Origin of the sequence: Roseovarius sp. ZX-A-9 (assembly GCF_028369135.1) — a bacterium.
In the GTDB taxonomy this organism is placed as follows: Bacteria; Pseudomonadota; Alphaproteobacteria; order Rhodobacterales; family Rhodobacteraceae; genus Roseovarius.
The window spans coordinates 35,714-49,554 of sequence record NZ_JAPWHW010000012.1 but is presented as its reverse complement, the minus strand read 5'-3'; the positions used below and the strand labels follow the sequence as shown (position 1 = coordinate 49,554).

General features: G+C 62.0%; 13 protein-coding genes. 2 read left to right on the top strand and 11 right to left on the bottom strand.

Going from position 1 to position 13,841, the window contains the following annotated elements; translation table 11 throughout:
• Positions 1 to 8: 8 nt before the first annotated feature.
• The 10 genes from ccoS to ccoN all read right to left on the bottom strand — a co-directional run bounded on the left by ccoS (position 9) and on the right by ccoN (position 10,183).
• Complete coding sequence (gene ccoS / locus O3306_RS13035) at positions 9 to 167, bottom strand: cbb3-type cytochrome oxidase assembly protein CcoS (protein WP_272008020.1); 159 nt, start codon at positions 165 to 167, stop codon at positions 9 to 11.
• Positions 164 to 2,362 (bottom strand): heavy metal translocating P-type ATPase, encoded by a 2,199-nt coding sequence (locus O3306_RS13030; RefSeq protein WP_272008018.1) that lies wholly within the window; start codon positions 2,360 to 2,362, stop codon positions 164 to 166. Before O3306_RS13030 ends, ccoS begins: the two co-directional genes overlap by 4 nt.
• A complete protein-coding gene (locus tag O3306_RS13025) occupies positions 2,359 to 2,814 on the bottom strand; it encodes a FixH family protein (RefSeq protein ID WP_272008016.1) in 456 nt (151 codons plus the stop codon). The genes O3306_RS13030 and O3306_RS13025 overlap by 4 nt, the downstream gene beginning before the upstream one ends.
• Entirely contained in the window at positions 2,811 to 4,373 is a 1,563-nt protein-coding gene (gene ccoG / locus O3306_RS13020; protein ID WP_272008014.1) for a cytochrome c oxidase accessory protein CcoG, read from the bottom strand. Before ccoG ends, O3306_RS13025 begins: the two co-directional genes overlap by 4 nt.
• A gap of 187 nt (positions 4,374 to 4,560) precedes the next feature.
• Positions 4,561 to 5,448: a LysR family transcriptional regulator gene (locus tag O3306_RS13015; protein ID WP_272008012.1), complete on the bottom strand. Its 888-nt coding sequence runs from the start codon at positions 5,446 to 5,448 to the stop codon at positions 4,561 to 4,563.
• Positions 5,449 to 5,806: 358 nt separating this feature from the next.
• Positions 5,807 to 6,427 carry an NAD(P)H-dependent oxidoreductase gene (locus O3306_RS13010; protein ID WP_272008010.1) on the bottom strand — a complete coding sequence of 207 codons (621 nt, stop codon included), beginning with the start codon at positions 6,425 to 6,427 and terminating at the stop codon, positions 5,807 to 5,809.
• 325 nt (positions 6,428 to 6,752) lie between these two features.
• Positions 6,753 to 7,619, bottom strand: a complete 867-nt coding sequence (gene ccoP, locus O3306_RS13005) for a cytochrome-c oxidase, cbb3-type subunit III (protein WP_272008008.1) — start codon at positions 7,617 to 7,619, stop codon at positions 6,753 to 6,755.
• Between the two features lie 4 nt (positions 7,620 to 7,623).
• Positions 7,624 to 7,821 carry a cbb3-type cytochrome c oxidase subunit 3 gene (locus O3306_RS13000; protein WP_272008006.1) on the bottom strand — a complete coding sequence of 66 codons (198 nt, stop codon included), beginning with the start codon at positions 7,819 to 7,821 and terminating at the stop codon, positions 7,624 to 7,626.
• 15 nt (positions 7,822 to 7,836) lie between these two features.
• The gene (gene ccoO, locus O3306_RS12995) at positions 7,837 to 8,562 is read right to left on the bottom strand and encodes a cytochrome-c oxidase, cbb3-type subunit II (RefSeq protein WP_272008004.1); all 726 of its coding nucleotides are present in this window, start codon (positions 8,560 to 8,562) and stop codon (positions 7,837 to 7,839) included.
• Between the two features lie 16 nt (positions 8,563 to 8,578).
• The gene (gene ccoN / locus O3306_RS12990; protein ID WP_272008002.1) at positions 8,579 to 10,183 is read right to left on the bottom strand and encodes a cytochrome-c oxidase, cbb3-type subunit I; all 1,605 of its coding nucleotides are present in this window, start codon (positions 10,181 to 10,183) and stop codon (positions 8,579 to 8,581) included.
• A 233-nt stretch (positions 10,184 to 10,416) separates the two neighbouring features.
• Here ccoN and O3306_RS12985 point away from each other — a divergent pair, with 233 nt between their 5' ends.
• A complete protein-coding gene (locus tag O3306_RS12985; RefSeq protein ID WP_272008000.1) occupies positions 10,417 to 11,256 on the top strand; it encodes a universal stress protein in 840 nt (279 codons plus the stop codon).
• 275 nt (positions 11,257 to 11,531) lie between these two features.
• On the opposite strand, the gene fnrL is transcribed toward O3306_RS12985, so the two are convergent.
• Positions 11,532 to 12,278: a transcriptional regulator FnrL gene (gene fnrL, locus O3306_RS12980; protein WP_272007999.1), complete on the bottom strand. Its 747-nt coding sequence runs from the start codon at positions 12,276 to 12,278 to the stop codon at positions 11,532 to 11,534.
• A gap of 73 nt (positions 12,279 to 12,351) precedes the next feature.
• On the opposite strand from fnrL, the gene hemN reads away from it, so the two are divergent.
• Positions 12,352 to 13,707 carry an oxygen-independent coproporphyrinogen III oxidase gene (gene hemN / locus O3306_RS12975; protein ID WP_272007998.1) on the top strand — a complete coding sequence of 452 codons (1,356 nt, stop codon included), beginning with the start codon at positions 12,352 to 12,354 and terminating at the stop codon, positions 13,705 to 13,707.
• Positions 13,708 to 13,841 lie beyond the last annotated feature (134 nt).

Below are 13,841 nucleotides of genomic sequence, written 5' to 3'. Positions count from 1 at the left end.
GCGGGCGCCTACGGCTTGGGCCGGTCGTCCCACTCGTCCGACAGGATGCGACGGCTGTCGCCCTCGGGGTCGTCATATTGGTTGCTGCGCACCGTATAGATGAACGCGACCAGCCCGATCCCCCCAAGGAACAGCGAAACCGGGATGAGGTAGACCAGAATATTCATCCCCGCCCCCCGCGCAGCCGCAAGGCATTGAGCGAAACAATGATCGAACTGCTGGACATCGCCAGCGCCGCGATCAACGGCGTCGCCAACCCCGCCACCGCCAGCGGCACCGCGACCAGATTGTAGACGGTGGCGATGCGGAAATTCTCGCGGATCCGTCTGGTGGCGGATTTGGCGATGGTACTGGCCTCGGCCAGCACGCCCAGATCAGACCCCAGCAGCACCATGTCCGACGCCACGCGCGCCGCATCAAGCGCGCTGGCAGGCGAAATCGACACATGTGCCGCCGCCAGTGCGGCGGTGTCGTTCAGCCCATCCCCGACCATCAGCACGCGGCGGCCCGCTTCGCCCAGCGCCGCCACCCGCGCGGCCTTGTCCGCAGGCAGCGTCTCGGCCATCCAACGGGTGATCCCGAGCCGTTCAGCCATCGCCTCGACGCTGGGAGCGCTGTCGCCGGAAATCAGGTAGACTTCGAACCCGCGAGCGATGAACTGCGCAACCGTGTCAGCTGCGCCGTCCCGCAACCGGTCTTCGAATTGCAGGGAGATCGGAGCGCACTCGCCCACCTGCAGGTAACTCGCAGTGACCGCCAGCGGCACGGCGCCCACCCAGGACGCGCGACCAAGCCGGACGACCTGCCCCTGCCAGATACCGCGGGTCCCGTAGCCCGGCACCTCCTCGATCTCGCTGACCGACGCAGGCGCAATACCTGCCGCCTGCCCCGCCTGCACGATCGCCCGCGACAGCGGATGCGCCGACCCCATCGCCAGCGCCAGCGCAATGCCTGCCTCGCGCGTGTCGATCTGGTCCAACCCCATCAGCACAGGCGTGCCCGTGGTCAGCGTGCCGGTCTTGTCGAATACCACGGTATCGACCTCTGCCAGCCGCTCCAGCGCTGTCCCATCCTTGATCAGCATGCCGCGCCGAAAGAGCCGCCCGCTGGCCGCTGTCGTCACCGCAGGCACCGCAAGGCCCAGCGCGCAGGGGCAGGTGATGATCAGAACGGCGGCGGCAATGTTGAGCGCGGTCCGCATGTCGAACGTGGCCAGATACCAGCCAAGGAATGCCAGCGCCGACAGGATATGCACCCCCGGCGCATAGAGCTTGGCCGCCTTGTCAGCCAGTGATGTGTAATTGGCGCGCCCGGATTCGGCCACCGCGACCAGATCAGCCATGCGGTGCAGCGACGTATCACGTCCCACGGCGGTGGCGCGGACGGTCAGCGGCCCGGTCAGGTTCAACTCGCCCGCCGACACCGCCTGCCCCGGCCCGGCAAATACCGGCAGGGTTTCGCCCGTCAGCAAGGCGCGGTCGAGTTCGGACACTCCGGCCTCAATCTCACCGTCGACCGGCATCCGCCCGCCGGGCCGCACCACGATCAGATCGCCGGCCCGTAATTGTGCCACCGGCACTTCGCGCTCGGTGCCGTCCTCTAACAGCCACGCGCGCGGCACTTCGAGCGCGGTCAGCTCTTCGGCGGCAGAGCGCGCAATGGCCCGCGTGCGATGGTCAAGATAGCGCCCGGCCAGCAGGAAGAAGGTCAGCGTGAGCGCCGCGTCGAAATAGGCGTGGTGGCCGCTCAGCGCGGTTTCCCAAAGCGATGTGCCGATCGCCAGCAGGATCGCCAGCGTGATCGGAACATCCATGTTCAGCCGCCCCGCCCGCAGCGCAGCCCATGCGTTGCGGAAAAACGGCTGACCGGAAAAGGCGATGGCAGGCAGCGCAATGGCCGCCGAGATCCAGTGGAACATGTCGCGCGTCGCGTCCTCGGCCCCGGACCAGACCGCGACCGACAGCAGCATCACATTCATGCTGGCAAAACCCGCAACGGCAAGGCGCATCAGCAGGTCACGACCCGCCCGGTCCGTCGCCGTGGCGCTCAGCGCGCCGGCGTCCAATTCATGTGCTTCATAGCCCAGTGCGGCCAGCGCTTCGATCATGTCGGAGGCAGTCACGTCGGGTGCCGCGTCGATCGTGGCGCGCTTGAGTGTCAGGTTCACCCGCACGGCGTTGACGCCTTCATGCCGGGCCAGCCCGCCCTCGACCTTTGCGATGCAGGCCGCGCAGTGGATCGTCGGAAGCGAGAGGACTATCTCGCCGGGCTGTGCCTCTTGCGCGCCTGCCACCTCCAGCGCGGCCGGGGCAACAGCGCAGGCCGGACAGGCCGAAGCCGGAGGATGCAGCGCGACGGTCATCTCTTGATCAGCACAACGCGCTGGCGAAATTCGGTCCCGTCCTCAGCCGTGGCCAGCATGCGAATGTTCCAATTGCCCGCGCCCAGATCGAGCGGAGCGGTGTAGGCCTGCCCGTCAAAAGTGAAATCGGGCGTCACATCATCCCGCACATTGGTCGCGCGCCCAAGAACCGCGTCGAGTGTTGCCACCTCTACCGGGGCGCCGTCCTCCCCAGTGATGGCCAGTGTCAGAATGCCCGCATGATGCGAAGCCTCGACCTGCCAGCCCAACCCCTCCTGCGCCGTGCGGCGGATATCAAACTGCTGACTCGCGACATAGGAATTGGCGACCTCAAGCCCCGGAAAGGTCCGCACCGCGTTATAGGCCAACGCGAGGTTGACAGCGATGATGACACCGAACGCGGCAGAAAAACCGAAGAATACCTGCCGCCCGGTAATTTGCCGCTCAGTCATCTCTGTGCCTTTCCGTTGAACACGGTGCTCTTGCTGGCGCGTTCGCCATTCGCCTCGTCCTCGACCCACAGCCGCACATCGGTGCGCGCGCTCTGCGCCGCTTGCGATCCGGCTGGCGCCTCCAGATAAACCCGCTGATTGGTGGTGTCGTCTGCGGGCACGGTGATTGTATCACCCTCGATCCCCTCCAGCGACAGCCGAATTGCCGCATCGCCCGTGACCGACAGGACGAAGGGGCGCGCTTCACCATGTTTGTTCAGCAGCCGCACCTCATAAGTGTTGCGGATCGTGCCGTCGGACATGGTCACGAAGGTGGGGTTACGCACCGGGGCCACGGTCATTTCTATGTCGGACCGGATAAACAGCGCAAAGACCAAGCCGACGCCGACCAGCGCCCACAACCCGCTATACATCAGCGTGCGCGGGCGCAGGATATGCTTGATGATCGGGCGCGGAGGCTTGCCCGCACGCTCGTTCTGCTCGTCGGTGAGCGCCATGTAGTCGATCAACCCGCGCGGCTTGCCGATCTTGGCCATGATGTCGTCGCAGGCATCAATACACAGCGCGCAGGTGATGCACTCCATCTGCTGCCCGTCGCGGATGTCGATCCCCATCGGGCAGACGTTGACGCAGGCCATGCAGTCGATGCAATCGCCCGGCTCCTCCTTGGCGGCGGCAATAGCGGTGGGATCGTTCAGCGGCACGCCCGGATAAGGGGTGGGCGCATATTTCGCGCCCCCCGGCCCTGCCGCCCGCGACGCAGCCTCGGCTGCGGCGGCCTTTGCGGCGTCGCGCCGGCGCACGTTGCTCTTGCCACGGGGTTCGCCGCGCCATTCGCGATAGGCAACGGTCAGCGTGTCCTCGTCCAGCATCGCCGCCTGAATGCGCGGCCAGGGGCAGGCATAGATGCAGATCTGTTCACGCGCGAACCCACCAAAGACAAAGGTCGTCGCGGTCAGGATCGCCACGGTGGTATAGGCCACCGGGTGGGCGTTCAGAGTAAAGAGATCAACAAGCAGCGTCGGCGCATCTGCAAAATAGAAGATCCACGCGCCGCCCGTCGCCACGGCGATCAGCAGCCATGTGATCCATTTCGTCAGCCGAAGACGCGCCTTGCGGAAATCCCATTTGCTCTGCCGATGCAGCCGCAGGCGGGCGTTGCGATCCCCTTCGATCCAGCGTTCCACCAGGATGAACAGGTCGGTCCAGACGGTCTGCGGGCAGGCATAGCCGCACCAGACCCGCCCGAGCGCCGAAGTGAACAGGAACAGGCCAAGCCCCGCCATCACCAGCAGGCCCGCGACGAAATAGAACTCGTGCGGCCATATCTCGATCCAGAAGAAGTAGAACCGGCGGTTTGCCAAATCGATCAGCACCGCCTGATCCGGCAGGTTCGGGCCACGATCCCAACGAATCCAGGGCGTTATGTAGTAAATGCCCAGCGTGATGGCCATGATCGCCCATTTGAGGTTACGGAATTTACCGTAGACCTTCTTGGGGAAGATCGGCTCGCGGGCGGCATAGAGGTTGGGAGGGGCGGTATCAGGGGCATCGGCCACGGGGAATCACTCCGATCTTGCGGGCATTATTGGCCCTTTGTCGCAGCGTGCACAGAGCACAGCATTGACCTGCATCAAATTCCGAGTCTCAAATTGATGATTTATGCAGCGCGCCCCGGTAATCAACCTCACATCATGTGGGCTAAGGTCATTTGCGACCGCATTGTCATGAGCGGGAGCGCCGGTTTTACTCCGGGACCACGCCATCTTCCCGGTGGCGACGCAGCCAGCGCACGAAAGTCCGGGCGGGCGGACGCAGCACATCAGCGCGCGTCACGATGTAATAGCCCGTTTCGCCCTTGTCGCGGAAAAGGATGCGCAGCCTGCCTTCGGCCACGTCGCGCTCCACCCATTTCGCGGTCAGCACGGCAATGCCCTGACCGTCGCGCGCGCCTTCCAGCATCAGGTTGCCGGGCAGCATCGTCACCGACTTCGCACGCCCCTCGGTCACGCCCGCGCTATAGAGCCAGTCCTGCGCCTGCAGCGCCTCCAGCTCGTCAAGCCAGGGAAACTCCAGCAAATCACTTGCCTGCTCGAACACCCGGTCGCCGACCAACGATGGCGCCGCCACCACGACGATGTCGGTGGGCACCAGCAATTCCGCCTCCAGCCCCGGCCAAGACCCGGCGCCGAACCGCACGGCCAGATCAATACCGCCGGGCGTGGGATCGGCGCGCACTGGCGACGGGTTGACCATCAGATCGATGCCCGGATGGAAGGTTTGGAAATCGCGCAAGCGCGGCATCAGCCAGTTGGCGGCGAATTGCGGCGTCGTCGAGATCTGCAACGGTCGCTCGGCATCCGCACCTGTTAGCTGTGCCACACATAGCGCAATCGCGCCAAACCCCTCGGCCAGCGATACCGCCAGCATCTCGCCTTCGGTCGTGAGCGACAACGCCCGGCCCGACCGATCCACCAGCGACAGCCCCATATGCGCCTCCAGCGCCTTGACCTGCTGGCTGATCGCGGCATGGCTGACATTGAGCCGCGCGCCCGCCGCGCTGGCCGATCCAGTCTCGGCCAGTGCGGCGAAGGCGCGCAATGCCGTCAGAGGCGGGAGCGATTGCCAATCCATGATGTTAGATTTCCTTACACATCAGAAATGTTCCTGAATGGCATCATGACAGGACATGCCCCATATTCAAGTCATCAACACAGCAGTCGAAAGGACATCCCATGCTGAGTATCTTCGCAAAATCTTTCTTGACCGCTACCCGCTCTGAAACGACCAACCATTGGGGCGATTATCAACGCTTTGACACCCGCAAGGACGCAGAGGTCGAGGCGCATACCGTCGCGCGTCGGCGTGATTGATCCCGAAACCCAGCGCACCCTCGCCAGGTTCGGCGGTCACTCCCGCCGCTGGCCCTGGCGAGGCAGCCGCTGGGTACAGCCTGTGACGGGCAACGCATGCCGCTAGAAACAATCAAGGCTTAGCACCCCGGTGCTGAGCCTTTTACGTTATGCGGTGCGGGTGGCGCCAAGGTCTGGCCAACGTGATAGCTTTTCTCCAACAGAGCCTGCCTGCGATTTTCTGACCCTTTCGAGCCATGAAGCACCTCCAGCCTTCGTGGAGAAAACCCGAAATACCCAAATGTCCCCTTCATCCACGCTGTATCCAACGCGGCGAGGTAACCAGCATCCTCCACTTCGTCCGATCGCGCAGCAGCAGGTACCAAAAGAACGCCGGACCGGGACGGTTGAAGGGACCCTTCCGGATCATCCATCTGATCGTAGGCCCATCCCCAAGACCACACGCGATCAACCCAGCCTTTCATCATGGATGGCATGCCCCACCAATACAGCGGGAAAACAAGGCATATCGCATCTGCGCGCGCGATCCGTTCTTGTTCTTTGGCCACGTCCGACGGTGTGGTTTCGCCGCGATCTGCGGCAATGTCTTCCATCGTCCAACGCGGGTCGAAACCTTCGGCATGCAGATCCGCAAGCTCGACGGAATGGCCAGCCGATTTGCCGCCAGCCATGAATTGCCGGGCAACAGCCGCGCTGAACGAGGATGGGTCGGGGTGATCTAGGACAGTCAATACATGCATGGGCGACTTTCATAAAAATGACTGTTCTGCGAATGCGCAAGCCTATCCTGTTCGCCAAGCAAGATTAATCTCTTGGCGCGGCAAGGACTCTCTCTGATCCTTGTGAGTAAGTTCTATAAAGGTTCAAGGCGCCTTCAGGTCATGGGCAACCGTGCCGCATCGCCTCATCAACATATGATGGGGGTTTGGCTCATTCACTGAGCATTTTCTTGTATTTTCAGGGGAAATTGGCACCGGCCCTCCCTGAAACGCGCGAACAGGACGGGAGGCCGGTGCCTCCCCGCGGGCCGAAACCGGCCTGCGGGTATTTGACCGCCCAAAGGGGCTATTCGCCGCCGCCCAACTGGTGGACATAGGCTGCAACCGCGCGCACTTCGGCATCGGTCAGGCGTCCGCTCCACGCCGGCATGACGCCAAAGCGGCTATAGGTCACGGTGGTCTTCACGGTGTCATAATCCCCACCATAGAGCCAGATCGCGTCCTTCAGGTTCGGCGCGCCCTGCATCTGATCGCCACTGGCATCCTCGCCATGGCAGGCGGCGCAATTGTCGGCAAAGACGGTTTCGCCCGCACTGACAAGGCTCTCATCGCGCGGTGTGCCCGACAGCGACATCACGTAGTTCACCACCTGTTCAATCTCGTCGCGCGACAGAATCTCACCAAAGGCGGGCATCTCGGAATAATGCGCATCCGCGTCTTCCTCGTTGCGGACACCATGCGCGATGGTGGTGTAAATCGACTCGATGTCACCGCCCCAGAGCCAGTCATTGTCCAGCAGGTTGGGATACCCTTTGGCGCCTGCGGCCCCCGATCCGTGGCATTGTGCGCACCAGGTCTTGAACACTGACGCACCCGCCTTCGTGGCATAGTCGTTCAGCTCGGGATTCTCGGCCAGCCGTGTCAGATCGACCGCCGCCAACTGCTCCCAGTTCTCGGCATTGGCCTCTTCGACGGCTGCAATCTCGGTGATCACGTTTGCGCGTGTCGACCAGCCCAGAACGCCCGCGGTGGCACTGTTGATCATCGGCCATGCTGGATAAGCGATAGAGTAGCCGATGGCCCAGACGATACAGGCATAAAAGGTCCACAGCCACCAGCGCGGCAGCGGGTTGTTGAACTCTTCGATCCCGTCCCAGGAATGGCCTGTCGTGCTGGGATCATCGTCCATTTTCTTGGGTGTTTTCTTGGCCATGATCTCAACCCTCCTTGGCATCAATGGGTTTGCGGAGCGGCGCGGGCTTGTCTTCGTGACGGAACGGAATGTTGCGCGGTTCCTCGTAGCTCTTGGTGCCGCCCGGGCGGAACACCCAGAGGATCACACCGACGAAAAAGGCGAAGAGAACCAGGAGCATCCAGCTGTCGGCAAATTCGCGCAAGAGTGAATAGGTTTCCATATCGCTCCCCTTTCCCTAGCGGCTGGCGTCGGGCGTGAAGGTCGAGAAATCGACCAGCGTGCCCAACATCTGCAGATAGGCGATCAGCGCATCCATCTCTGAAATACCCGGCTTGCCGTCAAAGTTACGGATCTGCGCGCCCGGATACCGCTCCAGCATGGCATCGTAATCGCCAAACGGGTCGATCTGCACCTTGAAGTCAGCCGCCGCGTTCTCGATCATCTCGTCGGTATAGGGCACCCCGACCAGCTTGTGCGTCTTCAGCAGGTCCGTGATGTGCGTCGGTTCGATCATCACCCTTTCGAGATAGCCATATTTCGGCATCACCGATTCCGGCACGACCGATTGCGGGTTGCGCAGGTGGTCTACGTGCCATTCATCCGAGTAGCGCCCGCCGACACGGGCAAGATCCGGCCCGGTCCGCTTGGACCCCCATTGAAACGGGTGATCGTATTTCGACTCTGCCGCAAGGCTGTAGTGTCCATAGCGCTCGACCTCGTCGCGCATCGGACGGATCATCTGGCTGTGGCAGGTGTAGCAGCCTTCGCGCACGTAGATGTCGCGCCCGGTCAGCTCCAGCGGGGAGTAGGGGCGCATGCCCTCCACGTCCTCGATGGTATTTTCCAGCCAGAAGAGCGGCGTGATCTGCACGAGCCCCCCGATCGTGACCACCAGGAAGGCGAAGATCGCCAGAAGGGTCACGTTCTTTTCCAGGATTGCGTGTTTGTCCAGGATTGCCATTTACCGGTCCCCTTTCTTATTCAGCCGGGACAGCGGAGTTTTCTGCTGTCACAGCAGGGCTCCGTCTGACGGTCATGTAAAGGTTGTAGCACATGATGATGCCACCCAGCAGGAACAGCACCCCGCCAAGACCGCGCACCACCAGCATCGGGAACTTGGCCGCCACAGTGTCGGCGAAAGAGTTCACGAGGAAGCCATTGGCATCCACTTCGCGCCACATCAGGCCCTCCATGATGCCGGTCACCCACATGGATGCCGCGTAGAGGATGATCCCGATGGTGGCCAACCAGAAGTGCCAGCTGACCAGACTCAGGCTATAGAGCCGCTCGCGGTTCCACAGCTTCGGCACCAGGAAATAAAGCGCGCCAAAGGTGATCATGCCGTTCCAGCCCAATGCGCCGGAATGAACGTGGCCGATGGTCCAGTCGGTGTAATGTGACAAGGAGTTGACCGCACGGATCGACATCATCGGACCCTCGAACGTGGACATGCCGTAAAAGCCGATGGAAATCACCATCATCCTGATGATCGGATCGGTACGCAGCTTGTCCCAAGCCCCGCTGAGCGTCATCAGGCCGTTGATCATGCCGCCCCAGCTGGGCATCCACAGGATGATAGAGAACACCATGCCAAGGGTCGAGGCCCAGTCAGGCAGCGCCGTGTAGTGCAAGTGGTGCGGACCGGCCCAGATATACAGGAAGATCAGCGCCCAGAAGTGGATGATCGACAACTTGTACGAAAAGACCGGACGTTCCGCCTGCTTCGGCACGAAGTAGTACATCATACCCAGAAAGCCGGCCGTCAGGAAAAAGCCCACGGCGTTATGCCCGTACCACCACTGCACCATGGCGTCCTGCACACCCGAGAAGACCTGCACGGATTTCGAGCCGAAGATGCTGACCGGGATGCTGAGGTTGTTGAACACATGCAGCATGGCCACGGTGATGATGAACGACATGTAGAACCAGTTTGCCACGTAGATATGCGGCTCGCGGCGCTTGACCAGCGTGCCGATGAAAACCGCCAGATACGCCAGCCAGACAACGGTCAGCCACCAGTCCACATACCATTCCGGCTCTGCGTATTCCTTGGATTGGGTGGCGCCCAAAAGATAGCCGGTTGCCGCCAAAACGATGAACAGCTGGTAGCCCCAGAAAACGAACCATGCCAGATTTCCGCCCCAGAGCCGTGCGGCGCTGGTGCGTTGGACCACGTAGAACGATGTCGCAATCAGGGCGTTGCCGCCGAACGCAAAGATCACCGCCGAGGTGTGAAGCGGCCGCAGTCGCCCGAAATTCGCATAGCCTTCAGCCCATTCGAAATTGAGCTGCGGAAACGCCAATTGAAAGGCGATAAACGTGCCCGCCAGGAAACCGACCACACCCCATAATGCGGTTGCGATCACCCCGGCGCGGATCACGCCATCCATGTATTCCCCTGACAGATCAACAGTTTCCTGCGGCTCATCAGTGTTACGCAGCACCCACAGGAACATCCCTGCGGAGACCAGCGCAACTGTGAGAGCGTTGACAAGATAGGCCAGATCGCGCGCGTAATTTGCTGCGATCAACGCCAGAAACGTGATCAGGCCAAGCACGATCAGCTTGAAATAATTCGACATGTTACGTCCCTTCGTCCTGTTTCACACGATTCGACCAGAACCGCGCGTGCGCATTTAGACATTTGCGTTCTTGCCGCGCTGCGGCACCACCTGCTTTGATCTGCATCAAGGAATTGAATCCAAATTCTAGGCACATATCTGATGTATCGTGTCGCGCGCCTTGACACCAGCCTGTGGACACTATCACCGGCGGGGCAGATGCCCCGCTTCCCCCTTTTTGCACGGAGCATATCATGGCCTATAAATCGATCGTCTCCATCCTCACCGATGAAAGCCTCATGGCCCCCGCGCTTGATTGCGCGATGAACGCGGCGCGTGCGTATGATGCGCATCTCGATGTTCTGACGCTGGGGGTCGACCGATCTTCAACCGGGTATTACTACGCCGGGGCTTCGGCGCTTGTGCTGGAACAGTCGATCGCGCACGCCGACGAAGAAGCGCACAAGATCATGGCCGCCGCGCGATCGCGTCTGACCAAGAGCGAACTGCGCTGGTCCTGCGATTCCGATGTGGCGCAACTTGTCGAATTGCCGCGGCGGGTGGCCCAGCGCGCGCGGTTCGCTGATCTGGCGATCCTGCCGCAACCCTACGGCGAAGGGCGCGGTACAGAGCTGGAGCCAGTGACAGAAGCCTGCCTCTTTGACGCCCAGGTGCCAGTCCTTATCGTGCCCGACGACGTAAAGCCTGCAGTCAAACCCCAGCGAATCGCCATCGGCTGGAATGAAAGCGCCGAAGCGATGACAGCGGTGCGTGCGGCGTTGCCGTTCCTGCAAGGCGCCGAGAAGGTGCATGTGGTCATCGTCGATCCGCCCGCCCACGGTGCAGGCCGCTCGGACCCCGGCGGGCTCTTGTCGCAGTTTCTGGCGCGGCACGGCGTGCGGGTCGAGATTGATGTGCTGTCCAAGACGCTACCGCGCGTGTCGGATGTTCTGATGCGGCATGCTGCGGATATGGATGCGGACCTGATGGTGCTCGGCGCTTATGGGCATTCGCGGTTCCGCGAGGCCGTCTTTGGCGGCGCAACCCGCAATCTGCTGGAACACGCCACCCTTCCATTGTTCATGGCCCACTAAAGCAGCTCACATAGCTTTCACTTGACTACCTGCGCTGCCGCGTCTCACCCTAGATTGCAGGGAGAGGCGCGGCAGAATGCGGAAATGGGCAAGGCATATCGTCAGTGCGGTCGCGATCTGACCGACTTTTTTTCACGGCGATGTCATCTGCGGTCCGCGGTTTATTCATACATTGCCGGAGAGGTCAGGCGGGCTGCTGTCGGCGCGATGCCTGCAGATGGCCGGGCCAGCCGCGTGTGGACGCCCCATGATGGTTGATTTCTCTACCCGAGCGGTCAGACCAGCATCCCGCCATCGCTGTCATCGCCGGCCTCGGCCAGCAGTCCTTCAAAATCCGGAACCGTGACGCGGCGTTTGCCTTCAAGCTGGATGACGCCCTCGCGCTTGAGCGCGGAAATCTGGCGGCTCACGGTCTCCAGCGTCAGCCCGAGATAATCGGCCATCGCTTCTCGGGTCAGCGGCAGTTCGAACACCAGCGTGCTGTTCCCGTCGACCATGTTGAGTGCCGCACTGCGCCGCCCGATGATCGACAGCAGCGAAGCGATCTTTTCGCGGGCCGTCTTGCGCCCCAGCACAAGCATCCATTCGCGGGCCGCGTCCAGCTCATCAAGGGTCATCTCCAGCAGGCGCTGCGACACGGCAGGTGTCCGGCCCAACAGGTCTTCGAAGGGTTTCTTGCGGAAGCAGCACATCACCAGATCGCTGGTCGCGACAACATCATAGGCCGCGACAGCGCGTCCGGGGCGCCCGACGAAATCACTGGGCAGAAGCAATCCGACCATCTGCCGCCGCCCGTCCTCCATTGTCTGCGTCAACGTGGCGATTCCGGACACCACGGACCCGACAAAATCCATCCTGTCGCCCGACCAGACGACCGTCTGGCCCGCCTGGAAGTTCCGGTAATACTTGATTTGATCGAGTTGCTCCAACTCGTCTGCCTCGCACCGCGCGCAGACGGCGCGATGCCGAATCGGGCACGCTCCACAATCCTGCGGTAGCGTCCGGATAGATGGAATTCCCATGTTTTCGGATCCGATTCTGGTAATCTTGATCTGGGTCAACGTTAGTGGATATCGGCGTGCATTAACTAGGCGCATGGACAACAAAGCACAACTGGACAGGCTTGGCCTTTTTGACGCCAAGGTTCCGCGTTATACCAGCTATCCGACCGCCACGCAATTTTCTTGCGGGGTCGGACCGCAACGTCATTCGGAATGGATCAGGGGCATTCCGGAAGGCAGTGAAATCTCGCTATACGTGCATGTTCCCTTCTGCCGCAGGCTGTGCTGGTTCTGCGCCTGCCGCACGCAAGGCACGCAAAGCGACCGCCCGGTTGCCGCCTATCTTGAGGTCTTGAAAGCCGAACTCGCGCTGCTCAGCGCCGATTTGCCGCAGGGGGTCACCCTCTCGAGATTGCATTGGGGCGGCGGCACGCCGACATTGCTGAACCCGGCGATGATGGACGAGTTGGCAGGCGCGATTCGCGAGGTCGTGCCATTTTCGGGAAATACCGAATTCTCGGTCGAGATCGACCCGAACGAGATCGATGCCCCGCGCCTTGACGCGCTGGCACGTGCCGGCATGACGCGCGCCTCGATCGGGGTGCAAGATTTCGATCCGATGATCCAGGAAAGCATCGGGCGTATCCAAAGCTTTGAATCCACCCGTGATGCGGCGCTGGAACTGCGCGCGCGCGGGGTGCAGAGCCTCAATGCCGATATCCTCTTTGGCCTGCCGCATCAGACCCAAAAGCGCATCACGACAAGCGTGCAGAAACTGCTGTCGCTCAGCCCGGACCGGATCGCGCTCTATGGCTACGCCCATGTGCCCTGGATGGCCAAGCGCCAACAATTGATCCCCTCGGCGGACCTGCCGACGCCGAAAGAGCGTCTGGCGCTCTTCGAGGCTGCACAAAAGCTCTTTGTCTGGGATGGCTATGCCGAGATCGGAATCGATCACTTCTCTGCCCCCGGTGACGGGTTGCAACAGGCGCAGCGCAGCGGGCGGTTGCGGCGCAATTTCCAGGGATACACGGACGATCAGGCGGATGTGCTGATCGGTCTGGGCGCTTCGTCAATCTCGCGTTTTCCGCAAGGCTACGCGCAGAACGCAGCCGCAACCGGGCTGCATACCGGCTGCATCCGGGCCGGGACATATTCGACCCACCGAGGGCATGTTTTTCAAGATGACGACCTGATGCGCGGGCGCATCATTGAGGCGCTGATGTGCGATTTCGCCGTGCGCAGCGCCGAGATCACCGCACGGTTCGACATCACGGCCAACGCGTTGCACACGATGCTGTCGGATGTTGCCGCGCAGTTCCCCGGCTTGCTGCAACTTAGCGAAGAAGGTCTGGCCATTCCGCCCCCCGCGCGCCCCCTGACACGTATGATCGCGCAGCGTTTCGACAGCTACGAGATGCGCAGTACCGGGCACAGTTCGGCGATCTGACGCGCCTGCTCGTTCAGCCCTTGCCGACTGTCTTTTCCCCCGTCAGCGCCGCCTGAACCGCGCCGCCGCCGCCAGCGCGGCCTCGGTCACGAAATGGCGCAGCCTGTCTTCCAGCGCATCTATCGTGGCCGGCC

Excerpts from the sequence above, each read along its gene's own strand:
- O3306_RS13015 (WP_272008012.1), bottom strand. The coding sequence starts at position 5,448 with ATGGATTGGCAATCGCTCCCGCCTCTGACGGCATTGCGCGCCTTCGCC.
- O3306_RS12985 (WP_272008000.1), top strand. The coding sequence starts at position 10,417 with ATGGCCTATAAATCGATCGTCTCCATCCTCACCGATGAAAGCCTCATG.
- O3306_RS13025 (WP_272008016.1), bottom strand. The coding sequence starts at position 2,814 with ATGACTGAGCGGCAAATTACCGGGCGGCAGGTATTCTTCGGTTTTTCT.
- ccoS (WP_272008020.1), bottom strand. The coding sequence starts at position 167 with ATGAATATTCTGGTCTACCTCATCCCGGTTTCGCTGTTCCTTGGGGGG.
- O3306_RS13000 (WP_272008006.1), bottom strand. The coding sequence starts at position 7,821 with ATGGAAACCTATTCACTCTTGCGCGAATTTGCCGACAGCTGGATGCTC.
- hemN (WP_272007998.1), top strand. The coding sequence starts at position 12,352 with ATGGACAACAAAGCACAACTGGACAGGCTTGGCCTTTTTGACGCCAAG.
- O3306_RS13030 (WP_272008018.1), bottom strand. The coding sequence starts at position 2,362 with ATGACCGTCGCGCTGCATCCTCCGGCTTCGGCCTGTCCGGCCTGCGCT.
- fnrL (WP_272007999.1), bottom strand. The coding sequence starts at position 12,278 with ATGGGAATTCCATCTATCCGGACGCTACCGCAGGATTGTGGAGCGTGC.
- O3306_RS13010 (WP_272008010.1), bottom strand. The coding sequence starts at position 6,427 with ATGCATGTATTGACTGTCCTAGATCACCCCGACCCATCCTCGTTCAGC.
- ccoP (WP_272008008.1), bottom strand. The coding sequence starts at position 7,619 with ATGGCCAAGAAAACACCCAAGAAAATGGACGATGATCCCAGCACGACA.
- ccoN (WP_272008002.1), bottom strand. The coding sequence starts at position 10,183 with ATGTCGAATTATTTCAAGCTGATCGTGCTTGGCCTGATCACGTTTCTG.
- ccoO (WP_272008004.1), bottom strand. The coding sequence starts at position 8,562 with ATGGCAATCCTGGACAAACACGCAATCCTGGAAAAGAACGTGACCCTT.